The following is a 21,788-nucleotide window of genomic DNA, read 5'->3' on the forward strand; positions in this document are numbered from 1 at the left end:
CGAACTATTTGGCTGTAGCAATGCCTAACAGGCGTTGTTAGGCGTAACCAAATTATGACACGCGCCCTATTTTTCACTGCATTTAAATATGCCGGCAAGGACAAGTACACTTATGGCAGTTTCTAAGTTTGCACAATTAAAAACCTATTTAGATACCCAAATCATCGGTCAACACCAGCTCACTCAGTCCCTACTTATTGCCGTATTGGCGGACGGTCACCTGCTCGTTGAGGGCCCTCCCGGACTGGCCAAAACCCGCGCGGTAAACGCCCTGGCCAAAGGCCTTGAGGGCAGTTTTCAACGCATTCAGTTTACTCCGGATTTATTGCCGTCGGATGTCACCGGCACGGATATTTATCGCCAACAAACCAGCGAGTTTGTATTTGAGCCGGGCCCGCTGTTCCACAACCTGGTGCTGGCGGACGAAATAAACCGCGCCCCGGCCAAGGTGCAGTCGGCACTGCTGGAGGCCATGGCCGAGCGCCAAATCACAGTAGGCAAGAACACCTACCCACTGGAGCAGCTGTTTATGGTGATGGCGACACAGAACCCGCTGGAGCAAGAAGGCACCTACCCGCTGCCAGAAGCCCAACTTGACCGCTTTTTACTGCACCTCAATATCGATTACCCGGATGCCGAAGCTGAGCTGGCGATTTTACGTCTGACTCGTGGTGAAGCCCTGGCCGGTGAGCAGCTTACTATCGAGCCTATATCTCAGGCCGATTTGTTTGATGCCCGCCAACAGGTATTGGCACTGCATTTGGCCGAGCCGCTAGAACAATATCTGGTGCAGCTGGTCATAGCTACCCGCGATGGTTTGCGCTTTGATGATGAGCTGGCCAACTGGATTGAATACGGCGCCAGCCCAAGGGCCACCATAGCGCTGGACCGGACGGCGCGTGCCCATGCCTGGTTGAATGGCCGCGACTTTGTTAGCCCGGAAGATATTCAGGCGGTCTTTCATAATGTGCTGCGCCACCGCATCATCCTCAGCTACGAAGCCCAGGCCGAGGGGATCAGTAAAGATCAGGTGTTAACGCGCATCTTAGAGCGCGTGGCAGTGCCTTAATGGCTAAGTGGAAGTCAGCACTGAGTGTGCAGCAATGGCTACAGCAGTTACATAGCAACGGCCATAGCCTGGCTTTAAAAGAGCTCACTTATTACAAGAGTAAAACCCAATTGCTGGACTTAGCGGTGCGTAAACGCATTCGCAGCCCCCATAGTGGCCAGTATTTGGCGCCGCATAAGGGCCGAGGCATGGAATTTGCCGAAGTACGCCATTATCAAAGCGGCGATGATGTGCGCAGCATCGACTGGCGTGTCACCGCCCGTACCGGCGAGGCTCATACCAAGCTGTTTCAGGAAGAAAAGGAACGCCCGGTGCTAATGTTGGTGGACTTTAGTGCCAGCATGCAGTTTGGCTCTCAGTTGTTATTTAAATCTGTACAGGCGGCGCACCTTGCAGCCCTTATCGCCTGGTCTGCCTGTGCCCGGGGCGACAAACTCGGCGCCCTGGTTTTCAATGACCAACAACATCATGAGTTTCGCCCACAAAGCCGAGATAAAGCGGTATTAAGGGTGTTTCACGGCCTGCTCGACAGCCATAAACAACAACAGAACCTTATTGATAGCGCCGGTAGTAATGGCTCTGCCAATGCCCCCGCCAATGGTGCCCCCGCCAAGGGTGGCCCCGCCAACACAGGTTTACTGGCCCAGTTACAGCGCTTAAACCAGCTTGCCAAGCCCGGCTGCACCGTTTATCTGCTCAGTGACTTTGCGGTATTACAACAGGGTGACAGCCCGGCCATTGAGCGCGAACTGCAGCGCCTGGCTCGCCATTGTGAAGTGGTCGCCTGTGTGATCAGCGATCCCTTTGAGCAGCACCTGCCACACTATCCAGAAGCGGTGAATGTGCGCAGTCATCAGGGGCAATTTAGCCTGCCCCTGCACGACGCCGGCTTTCGCCGCCGCTTTAACCAGCAGGCACAGCAACTCGGCGCTTTGCGCCAGCAGAAGTTGGCCCGATATTGCCATTCCTTGGTAGAAATCACTGCCGCCAAGGCGCTGGAACAACAGTTTTATGAAGGGAGTTTGTAAATGCAGTCAGCCCCCACATTACCATTGGCCGATGTCATAGTTCCCACTGAGGTTTCCAGTTGGCCACCGGGTCCGGCCTGGTGGCTCTTAGGCGCCCTGCTGATACTCTTGGTTATAGCCGCCGTACTGGTTTATCGTCGCCAACAGCAACACTTGCGCGCCAAACGCCACGCCCTGCAATTGGCAGAGCAGGAAACGGCACTGGGCTTACATCAACTGCTAAAGCGCCTGTGCAAGCATTATTACGGCGCCAAGGTCAGTGCCCTGAGTGGCCAGCAATGGGCCTTAACCCTGTCTCAGTTGAGCGGCCTGAGCTTTAACGCCGATGAACTTAATGCCCTATATCAAGGGAGAAGCGCGCAACATGAGCTGGCGCAGAAACTAAAGCAGGCCCTGGTGCAGTTTAAAACCAAGGAGACTTTGGATGTTTGAGTTTTCCTGGCCCTGGCTGTTTATCCTTGTACCCCTGCCCTGGTTACTGGCCTGGGTGCAAAATAGCAAAAAAACGCACAGCAGCCTGTTGCTGCGTATCGACTCCCTGGCTTATCAGGCTAAGGCAAAAACCCAGACCACCGCCAACAAAAGCTGGCCGCATTGGCTGCTGGCTCTGGCCTGGTTGGCCCTGGTAAGCGCCTTAGCTAACCCCGTGTATCGTGGCGAGCCCATCACTTTAGCCAATGAAGGGCGAGATATTATGCTGGCGGTGGATTTGTCCGGCTCCATGCGCGAGCAGGATATGGCCTATCAAGGGCGCTATGTAGACCGCTTAAGTGTGGTTAAAAGCGTGCTTAGCGACTTTATTAGTGAGCGTCAGGGCGATCAGCTCGGCCTTATTCTTTTTGCCGATACCGCCTTTTTACAAACCCCCCTGACCCGGGATCTGGATACAGTGGCGCAAATGCTTAAAGAAGCGCAAATAGGCCTGGTGGGTCGCGCCACCGCCATCGGCGATGCCCTGGGTTTAGCGGGTAAACGCTTTAATGATAAATCCGCATCCAATAAGGTGGTGATCCTGCTCACCGACGGCCAAAACACCGCCGGCAACCTTACCCCGGAGGAAGCCTTGATACTGGCGAAGGATGCACAAGTGAAGGTGTACACCATAGGCGTCGGCTCCGACGGTAACTTTGGTGGTGGTTTGTTTTCCATGGGTGGTGGTGCGTCCTTGGATGAGCGCCTGCTCACTCATCTGGCCAAGGAAACCGGCGGCCGTTATTTTCGTGCCACCGACACCCGTAGTCTGGCCAATATTTACCGAGAGCTGGACGCCCTGGAGCCGTTAGCAAAAGAAGAGCAAACGGTGCGCCCGGAAGAAGCACTCTTCTACCTTCCCTTATTATTGAGTTTCTTAATACTCTTGTTAGCCACGGTTTGGCACCGCTTTGCATCTGCCCTACAACGTGTTGCAGGAGAGCAATTATGACCGAATTTATTTTCTTACGACCGCAACTATTATGGTTACTGCTACTGCCGGGCTTTTATCTGATCTGGCGCCTGCTTGCCGGTAAGGGCGAGCAACAGCAACAGCCCCTGATCGCCCCCCATTTGGCGGCACAAGTGATGCAAGAAGGCGCTGAGCAACGACAAAACAATGGCCTGCTCAACGCTCTGCTGCTGGCACTTATGGTGGTGGCCATAGCCGGCCCCAGCTTTAGCAAGCAAGAGCTGCCTGTGTATGAGGCGAAAATGGCACGGGTTATGGTGATGGACATGTCCCGCTCCATGTTTAGCACGGATATCAGCCCCAACCGACTGCAACAGGCCCGCTTTAAAGCCCTGGATATGGTGGAGCTGTTTAAAGAAGGTGAAACGGCGCTTATCGCCTATGCCGGCGACGCTTTTACCATTTCGCCGCTGACCTCGGACAGTCAAACCCTGACCAATCTTATCCCCAGCCTAAGCCCGGATATTATGCCGGAGCAAGGCAGTAATGTGATGGCGGCCTTGACCCTGGCACAGGAGCTGCTGGAGCAGGCCGACTACCCGCAAGGGGACATAATTCTTATCAGCGACGGCATAGATAGAGAAGAAGAAGACGATATCCGCTCTTGGCTCAGCAACAATGATTACCGTTTGCATATCTATGCCATCGGCAGTGAGCAAGGTGCTCCCATCAGCCTGCCTGATGGCGGCTTCTTAAAAGACAATCAGGGACAAATCGTCATTCCTAAAACTAACTTTGAGCGCCTGCAACGCCTAACGAGATTGGGAAGCGGTAAACTGATCCGTTATCAGCCAAGCAGTGAAAACCTTGGCGTATTGGCGGTTTCCAAAGGCGAAAAAATGACGCAACAGGCACAAAACCAGCAAACCCTTTGGCGAATCGACGCCGGCATCTATCTGGCGTTATTGGTTCTGCCCTTGCTGCTATGGCAACTGCAACGCCGCGCCATTATGCTATGCGCCGCCTTAGTGCTGATACCGCAAATATGGAGCCCGGCCTATGCCGCCAGCGGCCAGTCCTGGTTTAATAATGCCGAGCAAAACGCCCTGAATGCCTACCATGATAAGGCCTATGAACAGGCGGCACAGGCGCAAAATCCTTTGCTCAGTGGCGCCGCCAAATACCAGCAGCAGGATTACCAAGGTGCCTTGGCGGATTTTAACAAGGATAACTCGGCCACCGGCCTGTATAACCAAGGTAATGCCCTGGCGCAGCTGGGTGATATTGATGCGGCCCTGGAGCGCTATCAGCAGGCTTTGGAGAAAGACCCAAACCTGGAGGCCGCCAAGGCCAATAAGGCGACCCTGGAGCAGTTGAAAAAGCAGCAAGAGCAGCAACAAAATCAACAAGGTGATTCGGGGCAGGAGCAAGGCTCCCAAGACCAGGACTCGCAACAACAGCAGCAAGATGGCCAACAACAAGGTGACGGCCAGCAGCAAGGCACTGAGCAACAAGGTGAGTCGCAACAACAAGACGACTCCGAGCAACAAAATGGTGGCAGCAGCACGCAAAACGAGCGTAACAGCAATGAGCGCAACCGCCCGCAAAACAGCGCCCAAGCCGGAGAGCAATCAGAGCAAAACGAGCAACAAGAAGCGGATGAATCTTCGAGCGAGCAATCTAACGAGCAAGATGCCAAGCAAAAAAATAATGCCGCAGCATCGCCTAAGGAATCGCCCGAAGCCGATAGCTCACAAGAGCAAGAAGGCAAATTACAGCAGCAAGCGTTGAACGAACAAGAGCCTGGCGCCGAAAAGGGAGAGCAGGATGCTGAGCAACAGGCTGCCATGGCCAGTGCCGCACTTAGCCCAGAAGAGCGCGAAAAAGCGCAACAGCTCAATCAACTGCTACGGAAAATCCCCGACAATCCGGAAATCCTGCTGCGCAACAAGATGCAATTAGAAGCTCAGCAACGCCAAAGTCATCGCCGCCGCTTACCACAAGGAGTAGAGAAGTCATGGTAAGAAGTTTTTTATATATTTGCTTTATTTGCTTAAGCCTGCCGACCTTGGCCTTGTCGCAGCTTGAAGCCAGCGTCGATAAAAACCCTGTGTCCGCCGGTGAATACTTTATGCTGACCCTGAGCGCCGATGACACCATAACAGACAGCCAACCAGACACCCAGGTCCTGTTGCAAGACTTTGTGGTCGGCCCTACCTATCGCAGTACCAACACCCAGATCATCAATGGTGTGATCAGCCGTAAAACCAGCTGGCGGGTGGAATTGATGGCCCGTAACCCGGGCCAATATAAGATCCCGGCTTTCGAGATTAAAGGCATTAGCTCCACGCCCTTTACGCTCAATGTGGTCGAAGGTAATGAGGCGCAAGGTGATAGCAATAACGCCTTTATTAAAACCGAGCTCACTCCGGCAAGCTTATATGTGCAACAGGCGGCTATTTATACCGTCAAACTTTATGTTGGCGTCGACCTTATTGATGCGGCCATGTCAGCCCCAGCAATGGGTGACGCGAATGTGGCTCAGTTGGGCCGCGACAGCGAAAGCCAGGAAGTGATTGATGGCCGCCGCTATCGGGTGATCCAGCGCGAGTATCTGATCCAACCGCAAAAAAGCGGCACCTTTGAGCTGCAGGCACCGGTATTCGAAGGTAAAGTCCGTGTAAACTACCGACCAGTGGCCATCAGCGCCCGCGGTACGGATCAGTTAGTGGATATTAAGCCCACCCCGGCACAGTACAGCGGCGCCTGGCTGCCCAGCGAGTTGGTAGATTTAAGCGAGCAATGGCAAGGTCTGGAGCAAGAGGTAAAGGTTGGCACGCCGATCACCCGGACGCTCACGCTCACGGCGCTCAATGTTACCAAGGAGCAATTACCGGATCTAACCAGCACCGACATAGAGGCGGTGCGCAGCTATGCAGATCAATCCGAGCGCACTCATGTGGTTCGCAATGGCCGCATTATCGCCCAGACCAAAACCTCCATCGCCTATGTGCCGCAAAAACCGGGCACCTATACACTGCCGGCAATTTCAATTAACTGGTTTAATACCGTGACTGGGCGTGAGCAGGTGGCCAGTGTCCCCGAGCAAAAAATTACCGTAGTCGCTGCCGATGGCACTAAAGTCGCCGCAAATGAGCCGCCACAAACTGAGCAAACCACCACACCGGATATCGATATGAGTGCGGACGAAAATACCAGTGCAGCTCAAGAGCAACGCGGTTCACTGCCCTGGTGGCTGGCCTTACCCGGCTATCTTCTTTGGCTGGTAACTCTGCTGCTCTGGTGGTTTAGTCACAAGCGCAGCAAGGCACAAACTATAGCTCCAAGCCAGGAAACAGCCCCTATTGCACAGGCAAGTGTGCAATCTATCCAGAACGCCGCGGCTAAGAATGATGGTAAGGCCCTGTATCAGGCCATAGACACCTACGCCAAGTCCCACTATGGCAACATAGATGTTTGGCTTGCTCTGTGGCCACAGGATGCGGTGCAGGAATTTGCCAAGTTGCGCCAGTCCCTGTACAGCCCAAGTACAACCGAGGTTGACTACAGTGCTATCGCCAAGGCTGCAGCCTATACCCCGCGCCCAAGCCATAAACCACAGGCTGAACTAGACTCCTTGTATTAAAACCTTTTTCGCCTGGTTTGCGCTGCGTCGCAAGCCAGGTGCAAAAATTTCCCCTTTTACGAAATAATTTTTCGTCATTACAGGTCTTTATGGGCATGGCAGATAAACAAAAGCGCTATGAAGCGCTGGTGCAGGTCTACCACAAAGAGCTCTATCGTTTTGCCTTTTGGTTAAGCAAGGATGCCACTGTGGCGGAAGACCTGGTCCAAGAAACATTTTTAAGAGCGTGGCGATCGTTGGATTCCTTGCAGGATCAGGGCGCGGCTAAGTCGTGGCTGCTAACCATATTGCGCCGTGAAAACGCCCGCCGCTTTGAACGTAAACAGTTTGATTACAGCGATGTCGAGCAAGACACATTAGTCGATGAGCGCAATACCGCCCTCGATGATGATATGGAGCTCACCGTGCTGCAGCGACATATCATGGCCTTACCAGACGAATACCGGGAGCCCTTGATATTGCAGGTGATGGCCGGATGCAGTGGCGAGGAAATTGCCGACATCCTTAATCTCAACAAGAACACGGTAATGACGCGCTTATATCGGGCTCGCAACCAGCTAAAAGACGCATTAACTCGTAACCCTGACAAATTTAATGAGGCCCCCAATGGATGAACTCGAATTTCGCCGGCGCCTTTTAGCTCAGCCGCAGAATAAAGACAAAGAGCTGCTTGAGTACGCACAGCAAAACCCTGAGCGCATGAGTTTGGTCAATGAACTCAAAAGCTTTGATAAGGAGCTGCACCAAGCCATGAATGTGTCGGTGCCGGAAAACCTGGTCGATAAGATTATTTTTAGGCAAAGCATGAGCGATGATACGAGCGCGAATACCCACCCCCTAAAACGCTCCCCTAATCGTCCCTGGTATCTGGCGCTGGTTGCCAGTGTCGCCCTGGTGTTTACCTTTGCCTTGTATCAGCTTAATAGCCCGACCCTGAGCATAGGCGAGCATGCTCTGGCCCATGTGTACCACGAAATCGACTCGCTGGAGGCCCAAGACCGCCTGGATATGGCCACGGTCAATGCCCGCCTTGCCGAGCTAGGTGGCCAATTAAGCGCCCTGCCCGGTGAAGTGACCTTTGCTCGTTTTTGCCGCTTTAAGGGGCAAAAAAGTCTGCATCTGGTATTTAATTCTCAGTTTGGCCCCATGACGGTATTTATCGTCCCGACCAATAACCAATACCTGGGCGATGACTATTTTTCCGATCAGCGTTTTGCCGGACGGATTTCCCACTTTCCCAAGGGGGATGCCATCTTGGTAGCCGCCGCACAGGCGCCTATAGATGAATATCAAAGTCGCATAAACCAATCGCTGCAATGGCTATAAGGCGGCACTTCCCCAGATAGCAAAAAGCCACCCTTAGCGAACTAAGGGTGGCTTTTTTGTGTCTCTAAGCAAGCGATAAGCCCAGGCTTAATTTAGCTCCGCTTTCAGCGAAGCTTCTACTTCCTCAAAGGTAGCCACCAACTCTTCGCTTGGCTCTTTGGTTGCCAGCGACACCACAAAAATGGCAATACAAGAGAAGATAAAGCCAGGGACAATCTCGTAAATAAGACTGCTCAGGCTCTGACCGTTAATGCTAATTGGCGCATAAATCCAGAACAATACCGTGGCGGCACCCACCACCATACCGGCAATCGCACCTTGCAGGTTCATGCGTTTCCAGTACAGGCTAAACAAGACCAAAGGACCGAACGCAGCACCAAAGCCAGCCCAAGCATTACTAACCAGATCCAAAATAGAGCTGTCGCGGTCATAGGCAAGATAAATGGCACACAGGGCAACCAGCACTACGCTGATACGACCTATCAACACCAACTCTTTCTGTGACGCCTCACGACGCACATAGATGCGGTAGAAGTCCTCGGTCAGCGAGCTTGAGCACACCAACAACTGAGATGAAATGGTACTCATAATGGCCGCCAAAATCGCCGCCAGTAAGAAGCCAGCAATCAAGGGATGGAACAGCAGCTCGGCAAGCACCAGGAATATGGTTTCCTTATCATCGATAGGCATTTGGTTTTCCAGCATATAGGCGGCACCGAATAAACCGGTTAACACCGCACCTATGGCCGAGAGCGTCATCCAGGACATACCGATACGACGCATGGTAGGCATTACCTTCACCGAGCGTACCGACATAAAACGCACAATAATATGCGGCTGACCAAAATAACCTAGGCCCCAGGCCATGGCTGAAATAATGGCAATGGTTGAACCACCGGCAAACCAGTCCATCATATTCAGTGCATGCACTTCGCTGTCTTTGGGCGAGGACAACAGCAAGTCATAACTGGCGTTGCCTAGCGTTTCGAACACCGGCTGATCCAGCATGGTATAAGTGACTAGCGGTACCGCCAGTAAGGACACAAACATGATACAGCCTTGCACGAAGTCCGTCAGGCTCACTGCCAGGAAACCACCGAACAAGGTGTACAGCACCACCACACCGGTAGTCACATACAAGCCGGTTTCATAACTCATACCAAAGGAGTTCTCAAACAGCTTACCACCGGCAACCACGCCGGATGAGGTATAAAGGGTAAAGAAAACTATGATGACGATGGCGGAAATAACGCGAAGAATATTTTTGTTATCGGCGAAGCGATTGGCAAAGTAATCCGGGATGGTAATGGCGTCATTTGCTCTTTCTGTGTACACACGCAAACGCGGTGCAACCAGGAAGTAGTTAGCCCAGGCACCCAGTACCAGGCCTATGGCTATCCATACCTTGCTCAAGCCAAATAAATACATGGCTCCAGGCAAGCCCATAAGTAACCAACCACTCATATCTGAAGCCCCGGCGGACAGGGCGGCAACACTTGGCGACAGATTTCGACCACCGAGCATATAGCCCGACACATCATCCGTCGATTGTTTATAGGCGTACAAGCCTATGCCAAGCATGGCAATAAAATAAAGGGCGAGTGATATTATCGTACCTAATTCCAAACTAGCCTCCAACTTTAGCGCTAAATAGTGCGTGCCTTGGCCACTGGCTCAAAGCTATTTGTTATTGTCTTATTCGGCCATAAACCAAGACCGAGTCGCATACTATAGCATGGCGAGCGGGGGCAACTCCAATTAGTGCGTTTGTCGCCATAATTGCGATAACAAAAGTAAGTATGTTGTTTAAACGTAAAAAGTACTTTTCTGGGGTAACAAAAGTATATAGTACTGGGTGAAAGCCATTTCAATTTCTCATATATTGTTAGAAATACAATAGCTCTGTAATGGACTGGGCCCTAACTGATCAGCAACCGGTATGGATGTAATAAATGAATTTCTACGCTGCGCGACAACCTATTCTAGATAGAGACAAATCCCTGGTAGGCTATGAGCTCCTGTTTCGCGATGGTCTTGATAACGTTTTCCCCCAGATCAATGACGACCAAGCCACCTCACGGCTTATCGAAGGCAGTCAGTTTACTTTTGGTCTTGAAGAGTTAACCGGCAACAAGCCCGCCTATATTAATTTCTCCCTGGAAACCTTGGCCAAGGGCTATGCCACCACCATGGGCAGCGACGAAATCGTCGTGGAAATCCTCGAAACGGTGCAACCGAGCCTGCGCCTGCTGGCTCTGATCAAGGATTTGAAAGAGCGCGGTTATACCCTGGCACTGGATGACTACAAGCATCAAAATGAATGGCGTCACTTTTACCCCTATATCGACATTATAAAAATCGACTATTTGCAAACCCCTGTGGAGCAAATTGAGGAAGTGATTGAAACACTTAAGCCCTTCCCTCATATTAAACTGCTGGCGGAGAAGGTTGAAACCCATGAGCAATATCAACATGCCATGGACCTTGGTTTTAGCTTATTCCAAGGCTTTTTCTTCTCTAAACCGGAAATAGTGCAAAGCAAGGCGCTGCCGCCTTCTGAATTAACTTTGGCTGAGCTGCTTTATCAAACCTTGAACACAGAGTTGGATTTGGCCAAGATCACTGCGGTGTTCGAGCGCGACGTCAACCTTAGCTACAAATTGCTGCGCTATTCCAACTCGGCCATGTTTAAACGTCGTACGGAAATCACCAGTATTAATCAAGCCTTAGTGGTACTGGGTGACAAGGAAATCAAAAAGTTTCTCTCCCTCTTGTATACCGCCCAACTCTCATCGGATAAACCCGCCGAGCTTATACGCCTGTCTTTAACACGCGCTCGTTTTGCCGAGATATTGGCAAAGCAGCATGCGGAGCAAATCGACTCGGAGCGCGCCTTTTTAACGGCCATAATGTCGCTGCTTGATGCCATCTTAGATCTAAGCATGAATGAAGTAGTAGAGCGCTTACCTCTGGCTGACGATATCAAGGAGGCGCTGCTCGACGGCAAGGGGGAATTGGGCGATTACCTGGCCCTGGTTGAACAATACGAGCATGCCCAGTGGCAAGAAGCCAATGCCACCATAGATAAGATGAAGCTTGATGCTAAACGCGTGCCCGATGCTTACCATGAGGCCATTCTATGGGCTCAGGAGCAAATGAAGGCAATTATGTAAGCCACTATGAAGCAATAAAAAAGCCTGCTAAATGCAGGCTTTTTTATTGCTGATTTTTAGAGATTCTCTAGGAAGTCATCGTCGTATTCTTCCGCTTCCGGCTCTTCGACCAGCGGCGGATTACCATCGTGCAGCTCATACAGCTGACGCTGATAATAAACGTCTTTCACAAAAGTATAAGGGTCCAGTGACTCATTCAACAGACTCTCTTGAGGGATCAGGGAGGCACGGGTTTCTACCACTTTCAACACAAATACCAGGATGGTTTCCGGCGTACTCAGGGCGATTTCCGGCAACACAAAGTTATCCACCACATCGCCTGTGAGGTTGCGGGCCGTGCTCGGGCCCATACCCGGCAACATCAAATAGGCACCATCACCTATGCCCCAAACACCCAGGGTCTGACCGAAGTCTTCATCCACATGCTCTAGGCCAAGACTGCTGGCAATATCGAACAAACCACCAATGCCGACCGTGGTATTAACCAAAAAACGCGCCATGGCGATACCGGTGCGATCCGCCTTGCCTTGCAACGCAGCGTTAATGGCATCCGTGGGCGCACCTATATTGTCGGTAAAATTGGCGATCGAGCGACGCACTGGCGCCGGTGTCACTTCCACATAACCGACCGCCACAGGACGTAAAATATAGGCGTCGAGGACATCCATATTAAAGTCATAAATAGGGCGGTTAACACTTTGCAGCGGGTCGCGCGGGTCTTCCTTCTCCGCCGGCACCTGAGCACAGGCGCTTAGCAGCAGTGCCGATAAGGTTATTAGAGTCTTTTTAAGCATCGTCTATCCTACTGAATCAAGGTATCTATGGTCACATCGACACTGGGTTGCTGATGGCGGTTAAAGGGCTGAGATTTACCTTCCAACTCACCCAGTTCAACGGCCACGTCACCATCCTTTGAGATACGGGCAATCACTTGAATTTGCTCAAATTGTTGCAAACTCAATTGCGCCATCATGGCATCTGCCTCACTCAGAGTGACTGTCATGGGCAAAGAGAATTGCTCAAAGCGCTTAACCGCCAATGGCATAGCAGGCCCTTCTGCGGCCTTGGCAAACACAAATAGCACCGCATTAAGAGGAATACGATCGGCTATGTCATCGGCCAGAGTCACCTGTACCTGCACCTTATGCGTCGGTTCGCTGTTTTGCGCTTGCGCCAGACGCGCATCAATTTCTTTAATGCGTTCACTGACCATGGCATAACGGGAGTCTTGCTCATTCATGGTCAACAAGATCAACTCAAAGGCGCTTTTGGCTTCGGCCCAATCCTTACGCTCGTAGGCTATCAAGGCCAGCATGGAAATGGCATCGATATTCTGTGGCTGCACCTGCAGCACCTGCGACAACAGCTTGGCCGCCTGATTCATCGCCATATCATCACCTTTGATCAGCAGCGACTGAGCATAGCTGACCTTGGCACTGATATTTTCAGGGTCCATGGCCAAAACCTTGTCGAACGCCTGCATCGCCATTTCATAATCGTTTAAGGTCATGGCCACACGACCCAGCATCAGCCAGGCCACTGCATCATCACCGTCCTTAGCCAGGCGGGTACGCAAACCAAGCAACAAGGCCTGACGCTCATTGGCATCAAGAGGCTCGCCCTTGCCCATCACCGCGCGCTCACCCAGTTCTGGCAGCTCCACCATGGCCTTTTCCCACGCCTGTAGCTGCGCCTGACTACCGGTGAAATAATAGAACACAGCGCTAAGCAGCACCAAAAATGAAGCACCGGTCAATGCCAAAATTCGGTTATTACCACGGCTTTGCAGCTGTTGCTCCGGCGCCAGATCATTCAACAGGCGTCTTTTAAGTTCCAGTAGCGACTCATTAAAACTTGTTTGCGAAATACGCCCAAGCGCTAAATCATCCGCCAACTCCTGCTGGCGCTGCTCAAAGATATCGATGCGCTCGGCATTAACGCTTGGGTTTGCATCGCTTTCAAAGCGACGGAAAAAAGGCCAGCACACAAATATCAAGGCAGCGAAGGCTAAGGCCGCAAAGGCCCCCCATAATGACAACATTACGCAGACTCCTTGCGCTTATAGCGCGTGATCAACTTTTGCAGTTGTTGCTCATCGGTCTCAGACCAACTTGCTTTTTGCGCCGCCTTTTTCTGGCGCAGAATAATAAAGGCAAAACCACCCACCACGATCAGACCGGGCAGAATCCACAGCAAAATAGTAGCAGGGGTAACAGGCGGCTGATAATGCACAAAGTAACCGTAACGATCGATCATGTAATCAATAACCTGATCCTTGCTCTGCCCTTCTTTAACCAGTTGCTCCACCTTATCGCGAAGATCCTTGGCCACCACGGCATCTGAGTCGGCAATATTCTGGTTTTGACACTTGGGGCAACGCAGCTCCTTGGTCAGCTCGGCAAACAAGGCCGCCTGCTCGTCGTTGGCAAAGTCGTACTTTTCTTCCACCGCGGCAGCGGAAACGGCAAATACCAAGGCCAATAATACAAACACAAAACGCATGTTATTCTCCCAGTAGCGGCGCAAACTTGGCACGCCACACTCGCTCGTTAACATCACCTGTGTGATGCACCAGAACCTTGCCTTCACCATTGACCAGGAAGGTCTCCGGCGCACCTGAGACCCCTAAGTCCAAAATAAACTGGCGGTCTAAATCAAGCATATTGAATTGATAAGGATCGCCGGCACGGGCCAGCATATCCCGCACTTCCTGTTGCAAAGCCGCTAAGTCAAAACGGTCGCCAAAATCCGGGTCGTAACCCTGCTCGTAGTACAAACCCACTATGGTCACGCCGCGCTCACGCAACTCGGTTAAGTAACCCAGCTCCGCCAAGCAGGTTGGACACCAGGTGCCCCAGACGTTGATCAAATAGGTTTGACCGGCCATATCGGCATTGGTCCAACGCTTTTGCGGCTCCATCAGATCCGGCAAATCAAAGGCTGGCAGTGCCTGATTTACCCGGCCACTTTGCAGCTCACGTGGGTCGGAAAACAAACCCTTTAACAGGAACGCGCACAGCAGTATAAATACCGCCAGTGGCGTTAATACGAACCACTTTTTATTCATGCCTGTGCCTCCTTGGGATTACGACGACGATAACGGCGATCAAAGAGGACGATAAAGCCTGCCAAAGCAATCAAGATACCGCCCAACCACATCACCCGTACAAAGGGTTTATGGTAAATGCGCAATGACCAGGCGCCACCGGTGAGCTGCTCGCCCAGTGCCAGATAAAGATCTCGGCTCAGGCCAGCATCTACTGCGGCTTCGGTCATAAACTGCATGCCGATATCGTAGCGACGCTTTTCCGCGTGCAATACGGTTTCCAGCTCACCTTCTTTAAATACGGTCACCACTCCGGCATGGCCGGTGTAGTTTGGTCCGCGAATGGCTTTAACGCCATCGAAACGGAAATCATAACCACCTAAGGCCACCTGCTCGCCGGGCACAACACGTACATCACGCTCGGTTGAATAAGCCGAGGTCAGAGCCACAGACATAATCACCAGCGCTAGGCCGATGTGACCCAATTGCATGGCCCAATAGCTTAAACCTAAGCGCTTGATTGATTGCGCCTGCGCGGTTTTCTGTAGCAGATCCTGAGCGCTCATCACCATGATCCACAGCGCCAATGCGGTTGCCATAAAGGTTAAAGCACTAACCTTGGCAAAGCTGCTAAACAACCAGGCCGCGGTAAGCACCAGGGCAATCACTACGCCTAACCCATATTTACCCGCCACTTGCTTCAGCTTATTTTGCTTCCAACGCAGCAGCGGCGCTGCACCCAGCAATAAGGCAAAAGGCACAATTAAATAGGTAAACATCTGATTGAAGAAGGGTTCACCGATAGAAATCGAGCCCAGACCCAGCTCCTTGTGGATCATCGGCAAGAGCGTACCCAGTAGAACGATAAGCGTCGCCACCACCAGAAGAATATTATTCAGCCACAGCGCTACCTCGCGAGAGAACAGGCTATAGCGCCCCTCACTCGATACATGACCGGCGCGCAGGGCATAAAGCGTTAACCCGCCACCCACGACTATGGCCAAAAAGGCAAGGATAAACATGCCGCGATCCGGATCCGAGGCAAAGGCGTGAACCGAGACAATAATGCCCGAACGCACGATAAAGGTGCCCAATAGACTCAGTGAGAAGGCGGCAATGGCCAAAAGCACTGTCCATGATTTAAAGATACCGCGCTTTTCCGTCACCGCTAATGAATGCAGTAACGCCGTGGCTACCAGCCAAGGCATCAGGGAGGCATTTTCTACCGGATCCCAGAACCACCAGCCACCCCAGCCAAGCTCCGCATAGGCCCACCAACTGCCGATGGTGATACCCAGGGTTAAAAAGCCCCACGCCGCCATGGTCCAGGGGCGCGACCACTTGGCCCAAAGGTTATCCAACTGGCCGGTAAGCAGTGCCGCAATAGCAAAGGCAAAGGAAACTGACAGCCCCACATAGCCCATATACAAAAGTGGCGGGTGAATGATCATGCCCGGGTCTTGCAACAGCGGGTTAAGGTCTCGTCCTTCCACCGGATAATAAGGCAACAGGCGGTCAAATGGACTCGACATCAAGAGGGTGTAAAGCATAAAACCCACGGCCAAAAAGCCCAGCACGCCAAGCACGCGGGCACGCAATGGCCAAGGCAGGGACTTGGACATCAGCGCCACCGCCGCCGTCCAACCTGCCTGCATTACCAACCACAGCAGAATGGCCCCTTCATGACCGCCCCAGGTCGAGGTGATCTTGTAATACCAAGGCAAGGTACTACTTGAGTGATGGGCCACATAGGCCACTGTGAAGTCATCGGTAAGACTGGCGTAAATCAGTGCAGCAAAAGAAAGCAGCACAAAGATAAACTGACCCACCGCCAAGGACGGTGCCGCACGCATCAGGCGTAAATTGCCTGTGTGCGCGCCCCACATGGGAAAAATAAACAACAGCACACAAAGCACCATTGCCAAGGTTAATGAAAAATAACCGAGCTCTGGGATCATAACTTAGTTGCCGTTGTTATTATAAGTAGGTTTGTGGTGCTTAATGCCCTTCACCGCTTCGGCGACTTCCTCAGGCATATATTCTTCATCGTGCTTAGCCAGCACTTCGAATGCCTCGATCACATCGCTTTCAATCAGGGTACCCTGAGCCACTATGCCCTGCCCCTCACGGAACAGATCCGGCAAAATGCCTTTATAGCGAATGGTTACCATGGGGCCGGAATCGATCAACTTAAACTCAACGAATAAAGAGTTATCATCGCGTTTAACCGTACCTGGTACTACCATGCCGCCGATACGCAGCTTTTGTCCCACGCTTGGTTTTTCAAGCTCTGGGCCCTTGCCGTTGATAAGCTCGCTCGGAGTATAGAATAAATTAATATTCTCTTGCAGCGCGTACAAAGTCAGGCCCACGGCGCTAGATAGGCCGAATAACAAAGCGATAATAGTTAATAGGCGTTTTTTACGTCTTGGGTTCATGATTGCGACTCCTGCTGCTTAGCCAGCTTAGCTTTTTCAATACGTTGCTCACGAGCACTCTGTGCCGATACCTGTTGTAATAACTTACGCTTTTCCTGGATAGAGCTAACCACCAGGGCGATAAGAATTAACGCACAGCTGCCGAAGGATAACCACACGTAAAAGGCGTAGCCACCCATGGCAAAAAATTCTGAAAGACTCTCAAACTGCATCTTATTTGCCTCCCGCCAGAGCTTTAACCCAGGGGCGATGTTGCTCGCTTTTTAGGATTTCTGTTTTCAGGCGAATTAGCGTCACCGCCCCCAAGAAACCGGCAAAGCCAAGGATATTGATCATCAAGGGCCAGAACATGCTTGAGTCTATGGCCGAGGTATCAAACTTGGTGATGGTTGCACCTTGGTGCAGGGTGTTCCACCACTCCACCGAGAAATGGATAATCGGCAGATTTACTACGCCAACCAGGGCAAGAATAGACGCCGCCTTACCCCCGGCGCGCTTGTCCTCAAAGGCATGATAAAGAGAAATCACACCCAGGTATAAAAACAACAAAATCAACTCTGAGGTTAAACGGGCATCCCATACCCACCAGGCACCCCACATGGGTTTACCCCAGGCAGCACCGGTCAATAAAGCAATCACAGTCATGGCCGCACCCACAGGAGCAATGGCAATCACCGCCAACTGGGCATTGCGAATTTGCCACACCAGGGCCACTAAGCCAGCGATAGCCATGGACGAATAGGCGCCCATAGACCAGATGGCCGACGGCACATGAATAAAGATGATGCGATAGCTGTCTTTTTGTTGGTAGTCCGCAGGCGCAAAGGCCAGCCCCCATACCCAACCCACCAGGATGCCAAGCACGGCGATCACGGCAAAATAGGGCAGCAGGGTGTTACACAACTGATAGGCCCTTTCGGCCTTAGCGTAGGGATGTAACCACTTCCACATTAGTTAATACTCACTTTCAATGCTGATGAAACGGCAATAGGCGCAAGCACGATAGCCACGGCTAAAAATGCACCTAGAATCGCAAGCTGGCCGCCATAAGCCAGGGACATGCTGGCGGTATCTATGGCGGAGGTCGCGAAAATTAATACGGGTATATAGAGCGGCAGGACCAATAAACTAAGCAGTACCCCACCCTTTTGCAACCCCACGGTGAGCCCGGCGCCGATGGCACCAATCAAGCTCAGCAGCGGCGTGCCAATTAGCAGGGTCAGCATCATGGCGCTTAGAGCCTGCGATTGTAAATTCATCAAAAGCGCAAACAGCGGCGCAAGAATAACCATGGGCAAGCCGGTTATCGTCCAGTGCGCGGCCACCTTAGCCGAGACGCTCAATGACAACGGAAAAGGCGACAGCATCAGCTGCTCCAAGGTACCGTCCAGGTAGTCATCACGAAACATCTTGTCCAAGCCCAACATGGTCGCCAACAGGGCCGCTACCCAGATAATTCCAGGCGCCATGCGCGCCAATAAATTAGGCTCAGGGCCAATGCCCAGCGGGAACAGGGTGATAACGATTAAAAAGAACAATAACGGATTGATAATGTCGCTGCGCTGGCGAAACGCCAAACGAACATCTTTTTTATATACGCTGGCCCACACGCGCCAGTATGAATGGTTCTGTGCTATCAAATGCGATACTCCAGCTGCAACTTGATGAGCTTATCAAAGTGCGCGGTAAGGTCTTGGTGGCTGGTCAGCAAAATAGCACCGCCCGAGGCGAGATGCTCGGCAAAACGCTGTTGCAGCAATTGCACACCCTTTTTATCCACCGCGGTGAAGGGCTCATCCAATAACCACAAGGGCGCACGATTTAACCATAAACGCGCCAGGGCTACGCGGCGCTGCTGCCCGGCAGAAAGCTGGCGCACTGGCACATCTTCAAGACCAACCAGACCCAGGTCAGCAAGTACCTCGTAGAGATCTAAGCCGCTTTCAAGACCATGGGTATTAAGCCAAAAATGACAATTTTCTAAGGCATTAAGCGCAGTGTTGACGCCGGTTTTATGGCCGATAAACAGCACATTCTCGGCGTACTCGTCATAATTACGACCAATACACTGCTGATTAAACTTTACTTGCCCCTGCATAGGCTCGGCGAAGCCCGCTAAAATACGTAATAGCGAGGTTTTTCCGGCACCGTTAGGACCTTCTAACTGCATGATCTCGCCCGACTTTAGGGTAAAACTCAGGTCTTCGAACAAACATCGCTCTTGCTTTATACAAGTGACTGCGTCAACGTGTAGCACAAACAGGGATTCTCAATGCTTAAAATTGGGCGTTAGTCTACCATAATGCTAAGCTAATGCGAAAAATTGCAGGTAAAACTTTGATCTCTAGCAAGGGGGAATATGTCGGGTCCATTTACCCCTTTATTTAACCTGGTCTCAGCGCTGGAAATCACTGCCTCAAGCGCACCAATACTGCAGCCAAAATCACCTTAGAAATAACCCTGGATGGCACACAGGATTCACCTTAAATAGCAGCAAATAACAATGAAAATGCACGTGTCGGGGCGAGTGCAGGCGCCACTAAAACAATTCAAAAAAACGATTACTTCAATCAGTTTAAAGTATTTTAATGATTAAACTTACTTTGGCAAACTAGGCTCATTGATTTAGAGAAGGACTAAAACTAATGAGCCAGTTTAAAAACAGCACAGGCCTACGTGTACCCGATGTCACCTTTGCCATTCGTGAGAATGACCAATGGCAAAAACGCACCAGTGCAGATATTTTTGCCGGTAAAACCGTGATCGTTTTCGCCCTGCCCGGTGCCTTTACGCCAACCTGTTCGTCCACCCATCTGCCCCGCTATAACGAATTAGCCGCGGTGTTTAAACAAAATGGTGTCGATGACATAGTTTGTGTTTCGGTAAATGACACCTTTGTTATGAATGCCTGGGCGCAGCACCAGGAGGCGGGCAATATTACCCTGCTGCCCGATGGCAACGGCGAATTTACCGATGGCATGGGCTTGTTGGTAGATAAGAATGACCTTGGTTTTGGCAAGCGCAGCTGGCGTTATTCCATGCTGGTTAAAGATGGCGTGGTTGAGAAAATGTTTATCGAAGCGGATGTGCCCGGCGACCCCTTTGAGGTGTCCGACGCCGATACCATGCTGGAGTACATTAACCCGCAACAGGTAAAACCTCAACCGGTCAGCCTGTTCAGTAAACCCGGCTGCCCCTTTTGTACCAAGGCAAAGAATCTGCTGACAGAGAAGGGTCTGGCGTTTGAAGAGATCACCCTGGGTAACAGTGTGTCGCTTACCAGCTTAAAGGCTATCACAGGTCGTGAAACCGTACCGCAAGTCTTTATTGGTGGTGAGCATATAGGTGGCAGTGACGATTTAGCGGCCTACTTCGCGGCACAATAATTTAACGGCAAGCGCCACTTTGAGTGTAAAAAAGCTGTGAAAAACAAGCTTAAAAATACAAGATTTTGATTTTTAATGGTTTTTACAGGTTAGATGGCGGCCCCTGCAGGAATCGAACCTGCAACTACCCCTTAGGAGGGGGTTGTTATATCCATTTAACTAAGGGGCCTATCCAAGGTCTATGACCTAGGGCTTGATTATAAAGCTAGGTGTTTGATAATCAAGCCTATTAATTGGACTTAACTGGCTATCCCTAGCCCCAGTTTCTCATGCACCACACGCGCTCTTTAATAGTACGCCGGTCGCTTCAGATTAACGCGATTACAGATAAAACCAGACATCCAGCTTTCATCCTTAGCATTTTCGCTAAGGGATTTTATGCAAAATCCCGATCTAAAGATTCCTAATTGCAGTGCAATGCAGGAGACTAGTTATACGGCAAACGGATAGCGAATAGCCTCATGATGCTGATAACCGGAGATCTCAAAGTCATCCGTGCTCACCCAGGTTTCCAAATCTTCCAGGGATTTGATCTTTGGGTTGATGTGCAGTTGCGGCGAAGGGAAAGGCTCACGCTTTAGCTGCACGTCACGCATCAACTCAAGCTGGTTTTCATAAATATGGGCATTAACGATTTTATGATACGCCATACCCGGCTTATGACCCGTGATCTGCGCCACCAAGGCCAGCAGGGTAAAGACCTGGATCTGGTTGAAGTTTAAGCCCAGTGGCACATCGCATGAGCGCTGATAACTGGTCAGATGCAGGGTGTCACCCAGCAAGGAAAAGGTATGAGTGTGCATGCAAGGACGCAAACAACCCAGTTCAAACTCGCCGGGATTATAAAAAGTGATGATCTCACCGCGGTCATCAACACCACGACTGAGGTTATCAACCACCTTCTTTAACTGGTCCAGATGCGTGCCGTCCGGCTTTTGCCAGCTGCGCCCCTGCACGCCATAAACACGGCCCATATCGTCTTCACCGCGACGATGGGGGTTGTTCAACCAGGCCTGGTTTTCGTTGGCATTGGCATTCCAGGTATTACAGCCGATATCGCGAAACTGGGCGGCACTGCTATAGCCGCGCAAATAGCCAAGCAACTCGGCGATGGCCGCCTTAAAAAAGCTCTTACGAGTGGTGATCAGTGGAAATTCGTTGGCAGCAACATTGTATTCCAAGTCCGCATTAATCACGGTCAAACAACGGATCCCGGTACGCTCATTTTCCACCCAGGTGCCGGTGTCGACGATACGACGGCATAAGTCTAAATACTGTTTCATCTTTGCTTC

At 51.5% G+C, this 21,788-nt stretch carries 22 protein-coding genes and 1 tRNA gene; 10 read left to right on the forward strand and 13 right to left on the reverse strand.

Annotation, left to right across the window (positions count from 1 at the left end; genetic code table 11):
- The first annotated feature begins 112 nt into the window (after positions 1-112).
- The 8 genes from C2M17_RS10485 to C2M17_RS10520 are packed head-to-tail and all read left to right on the forward strand — an operon-like array spanning position 113 to position 8,453.
- Positions 113-1,069 (forward strand): AAA family ATPase, encoded by a 957-nt coding sequence (locus C2M17_RS10485; protein ID WP_105200710.1) that lies wholly within the window; start codon positions 113-115, stop codon positions 1,067-1,069.
- Positions 1,069-2,097 (forward strand): DUF58 domain-containing protein, encoded by a 1,029-nt coding sequence (locus tag C2M17_RS10490; protein WP_105200711.1) that lies wholly within the window; start codon positions 1,069-1,071, stop codon positions 2,095-2,097. The genes C2M17_RS10485 and C2M17_RS10490 overlap by 1 nt, the downstream gene beginning before the upstream one ends.
- Positions 2,098-2,529, forward strand: a complete 432-nt coding sequence (locus C2M17_RS10495; RefSeq protein ID WP_105200712.1) for a DUF4381 domain-containing protein — start codon at positions 2,098-2,100, stop codon at positions 2,527-2,529.
- A complete protein-coding gene (locus tag C2M17_RS10500) occupies positions 2,522-3,520 on the forward strand; it encodes a vWA domain-containing protein (RefSeq protein WP_105200713.1) in 999 nt (332 codons plus the stop codon). The genes C2M17_RS10495 and C2M17_RS10500 overlap by 8 nt, the downstream gene beginning before the upstream one ends.
- Positions 3,517-5,505, forward strand: a complete 1,989-nt coding sequence (locus tag C2M17_RS10505; protein WP_105200714.1) for a VWA domain-containing protein — start codon at positions 3,517-3,519, stop codon at positions 5,503-5,505. The genes C2M17_RS10500 and C2M17_RS10505 overlap by 4 nt, the downstream gene beginning before the upstream one ends.
- Complete coding sequence (locus C2M17_RS10510; protein WP_105200715.1) at positions 5,499-7,127, forward strand: BatD family protein; 1,629 nt, start codon at positions 5,499-5,501, stop codon at positions 7,125-7,127. Before C2M17_RS10505 ends, C2M17_RS10510 begins: the two co-directional genes overlap by 7 nt.
- A gap of 38 nt (positions 7,128-7,165) precedes the next feature.
- Positions 7,166-7,741 carry a sigma-70 family RNA polymerase sigma factor gene (locus tag C2M17_RS10515; protein WP_267894348.1) on the forward strand — a complete coding sequence of 192 codons (576 nt, stop codon included), beginning with the start codon at positions 7,166-7,168 and terminating at the stop codon, positions 7,739-7,741.
- Positions 7,734-8,453, forward strand: a complete 720-nt coding sequence (locus tag C2M17_RS10520; protein ID WP_158681405.1) for a DUF3379 family protein — start codon at positions 7,734-7,736, stop codon at positions 8,451-8,453. Before C2M17_RS10515 ends, C2M17_RS10520 begins: the two co-directional genes overlap by 8 nt.
- A gap of 87 nt (positions 8,454-8,540) precedes the next feature.
- On the opposite strand, the gene putP is transcribed toward C2M17_RS10520, so the two are convergent.
- Positions 8,541-10,079 (reverse strand): sodium/proline symporter PutP, encoded by a 1,539-nt coding sequence (putP, locus tag C2M17_RS10525; protein WP_105200718.1) that lies wholly within the window; start codon positions 10,077-10,079, stop codon positions 8,541-8,543.
- A gap of 326 nt (positions 10,080-10,405) precedes the next feature.
- On the opposite strand from putP, the gene C2M17_RS10530 reads away from it, so the two are divergent.
- A complete protein-coding gene (locus tag C2M17_RS10530) occupies positions 10,406-11,626 on the forward strand; it encodes an EAL and HDOD domain-containing protein (RefSeq protein ID WP_105200719.1) in 1,221 nt (406 codons plus the stop codon).
- Positions 11,627-11,682: 56 nt separating this feature from the next.
- Here the strand turns inward: C2M17_RS10530 and C2M17_RS10535 are convergent, their stop codons facing one another.
- Genes C2M17_RS10535 through ccmA form a run of 10 tightly spaced genes read right to left on the reverse strand, consistent with a single transcriptional unit; the run spans position 11,683 to position 19,367 of the window.
- Positions 11,683-12,420, reverse strand: a complete 738-nt coding sequence (locus C2M17_RS10535; protein ID WP_105200720.1) for an MlaA family lipoprotein — start codon at positions 12,418-12,420, stop codon at positions 11,683-11,685.
- An 8-nt stretch (positions 12,421-12,428) separates the two neighbouring features.
- Positions 12,429-13,667, reverse strand: a complete 1,239-nt coding sequence (gene ccmI, locus C2M17_RS10540) for a c-type cytochrome biogenesis protein CcmI (protein WP_105200721.1) — start codon at positions 13,665-13,667, stop codon at positions 12,429-12,431.
- Complete coding sequence (locus C2M17_RS10545; RefSeq protein ID WP_105200722.1) at positions 13,667-14,128, reverse strand: cytochrome c-type biogenesis protein; 462 nt, start codon at positions 14,126-14,128, stop codon at positions 13,667-13,669. The genes ccmI and C2M17_RS10545 overlap by 1 nt, the downstream gene beginning before the upstream one ends.
- A 1-nt stretch (position 14,129) precedes the next feature.
- On the reverse strand, positions 14,130-14,693 hold the full coding sequence (locus C2M17_RS10550) for a redoxin family protein (protein WP_105200723.1): 564 nt from the start codon (positions 14,691-14,693) through the stop codon (positions 14,130-14,132).
- Entirely contained in the window at positions 14,690-16,630 is a 1,941-nt protein-coding gene (locus C2M17_RS10555; protein WP_105200724.1) for a heme lyase CcmF/NrfE family subunit, read from the reverse strand. The genes C2M17_RS10550 and C2M17_RS10555 overlap by 4 nt, the downstream gene beginning before the upstream one ends.
- 3 nt (positions 16,631-16,633) lie before the next feature.
- The gene (ccmE, locus tag C2M17_RS10560; protein ID WP_105200725.1) at positions 16,634-17,110 is read right to left on the reverse strand and encodes a cytochrome c maturation protein CcmE; all 477 of its coding nucleotides are present in this window, start codon (positions 17,108-17,110) and stop codon (positions 16,634-16,636) included.
- On the reverse strand, positions 17,107-17,322 hold the full coding sequence (gene ccmD, locus C2M17_RS10565; protein ID WP_105200726.1) for a heme exporter protein CcmD: 216 nt from the start codon (positions 17,320-17,322) through the stop codon (positions 17,107-17,109). Before ccmD ends, ccmE begins: the two co-directional genes overlap by 4 nt.
- A gap of 1 nt (position 17,323) precedes the next feature.
- Positions 17,324-18,061, reverse strand: a complete 738-nt coding sequence (locus tag C2M17_RS10570) for a heme ABC transporter permease (RefSeq protein ID WP_105200727.1) — start codon at positions 18,059-18,061, stop codon at positions 17,324-17,326.
- A complete protein-coding gene (gene ccmB, locus C2M17_RS10575; protein WP_105200863.1) occupies positions 18,061-18,747 on the reverse strand; it encodes a heme exporter protein CcmB in 687 nt (228 codons plus the stop codon). Before ccmB ends, C2M17_RS10570 begins: the two co-directional genes overlap by 1 nt.
- Complete coding sequence (gene ccmA, locus C2M17_RS10580) at positions 18,747-19,367, reverse strand: cytochrome c biogenesis heme-transporting ATPase CcmA (RefSeq protein ID WP_105200728.1); 621 nt, start codon at positions 19,365-19,367, stop codon at positions 18,747-18,749. Before ccmA ends, ccmB begins: the two co-directional genes overlap by 1 nt.
- A 388-nt stretch (positions 19,368-19,755) precedes the next feature.
- Here ccmA and C2M17_RS10585 point away from each other — a divergent pair, with 388 nt between their 5' ends.
- Positions 19,756-20,496 (forward strand): glutathione peroxidase, encoded by a 741-nt coding sequence (locus C2M17_RS10585; RefSeq protein WP_105200729.1) that lies wholly within the window; start codon positions 19,756-19,758, stop codon positions 20,494-20,496.
- A gap of 94 nt (positions 20,497-20,590) precedes the next feature.
- Here the strand turns inward: C2M17_RS10585 and C2M17_RS10590 are convergent.
- Positions 20,591-20,665: transfer RNA gene (locus tag C2M17_RS10590), tRNA-Arg, on the reverse strand.
- Between the two features lie 262 nt (positions 20,666-20,927).
- A complete protein-coding gene (locus C2M17_RS10595; RefSeq protein ID WP_105200730.1) occupies positions 20,928-21,779 on the reverse strand; it encodes a thymidylate synthase in 852 nt (283 codons plus the stop codon).
- Between the last annotated feature and the right edge of the window lie 9 nt (positions 21,780-21,788).

The organism is Pseudoalteromonas sp. T1lg10, from assembly GCF_002964545.1.
Lineage (GTDB): Bacteria > Pseudomonadota > Gammaproteobacteria > Enterobacterales > Alteromonadaceae > Pseudoalteromonas.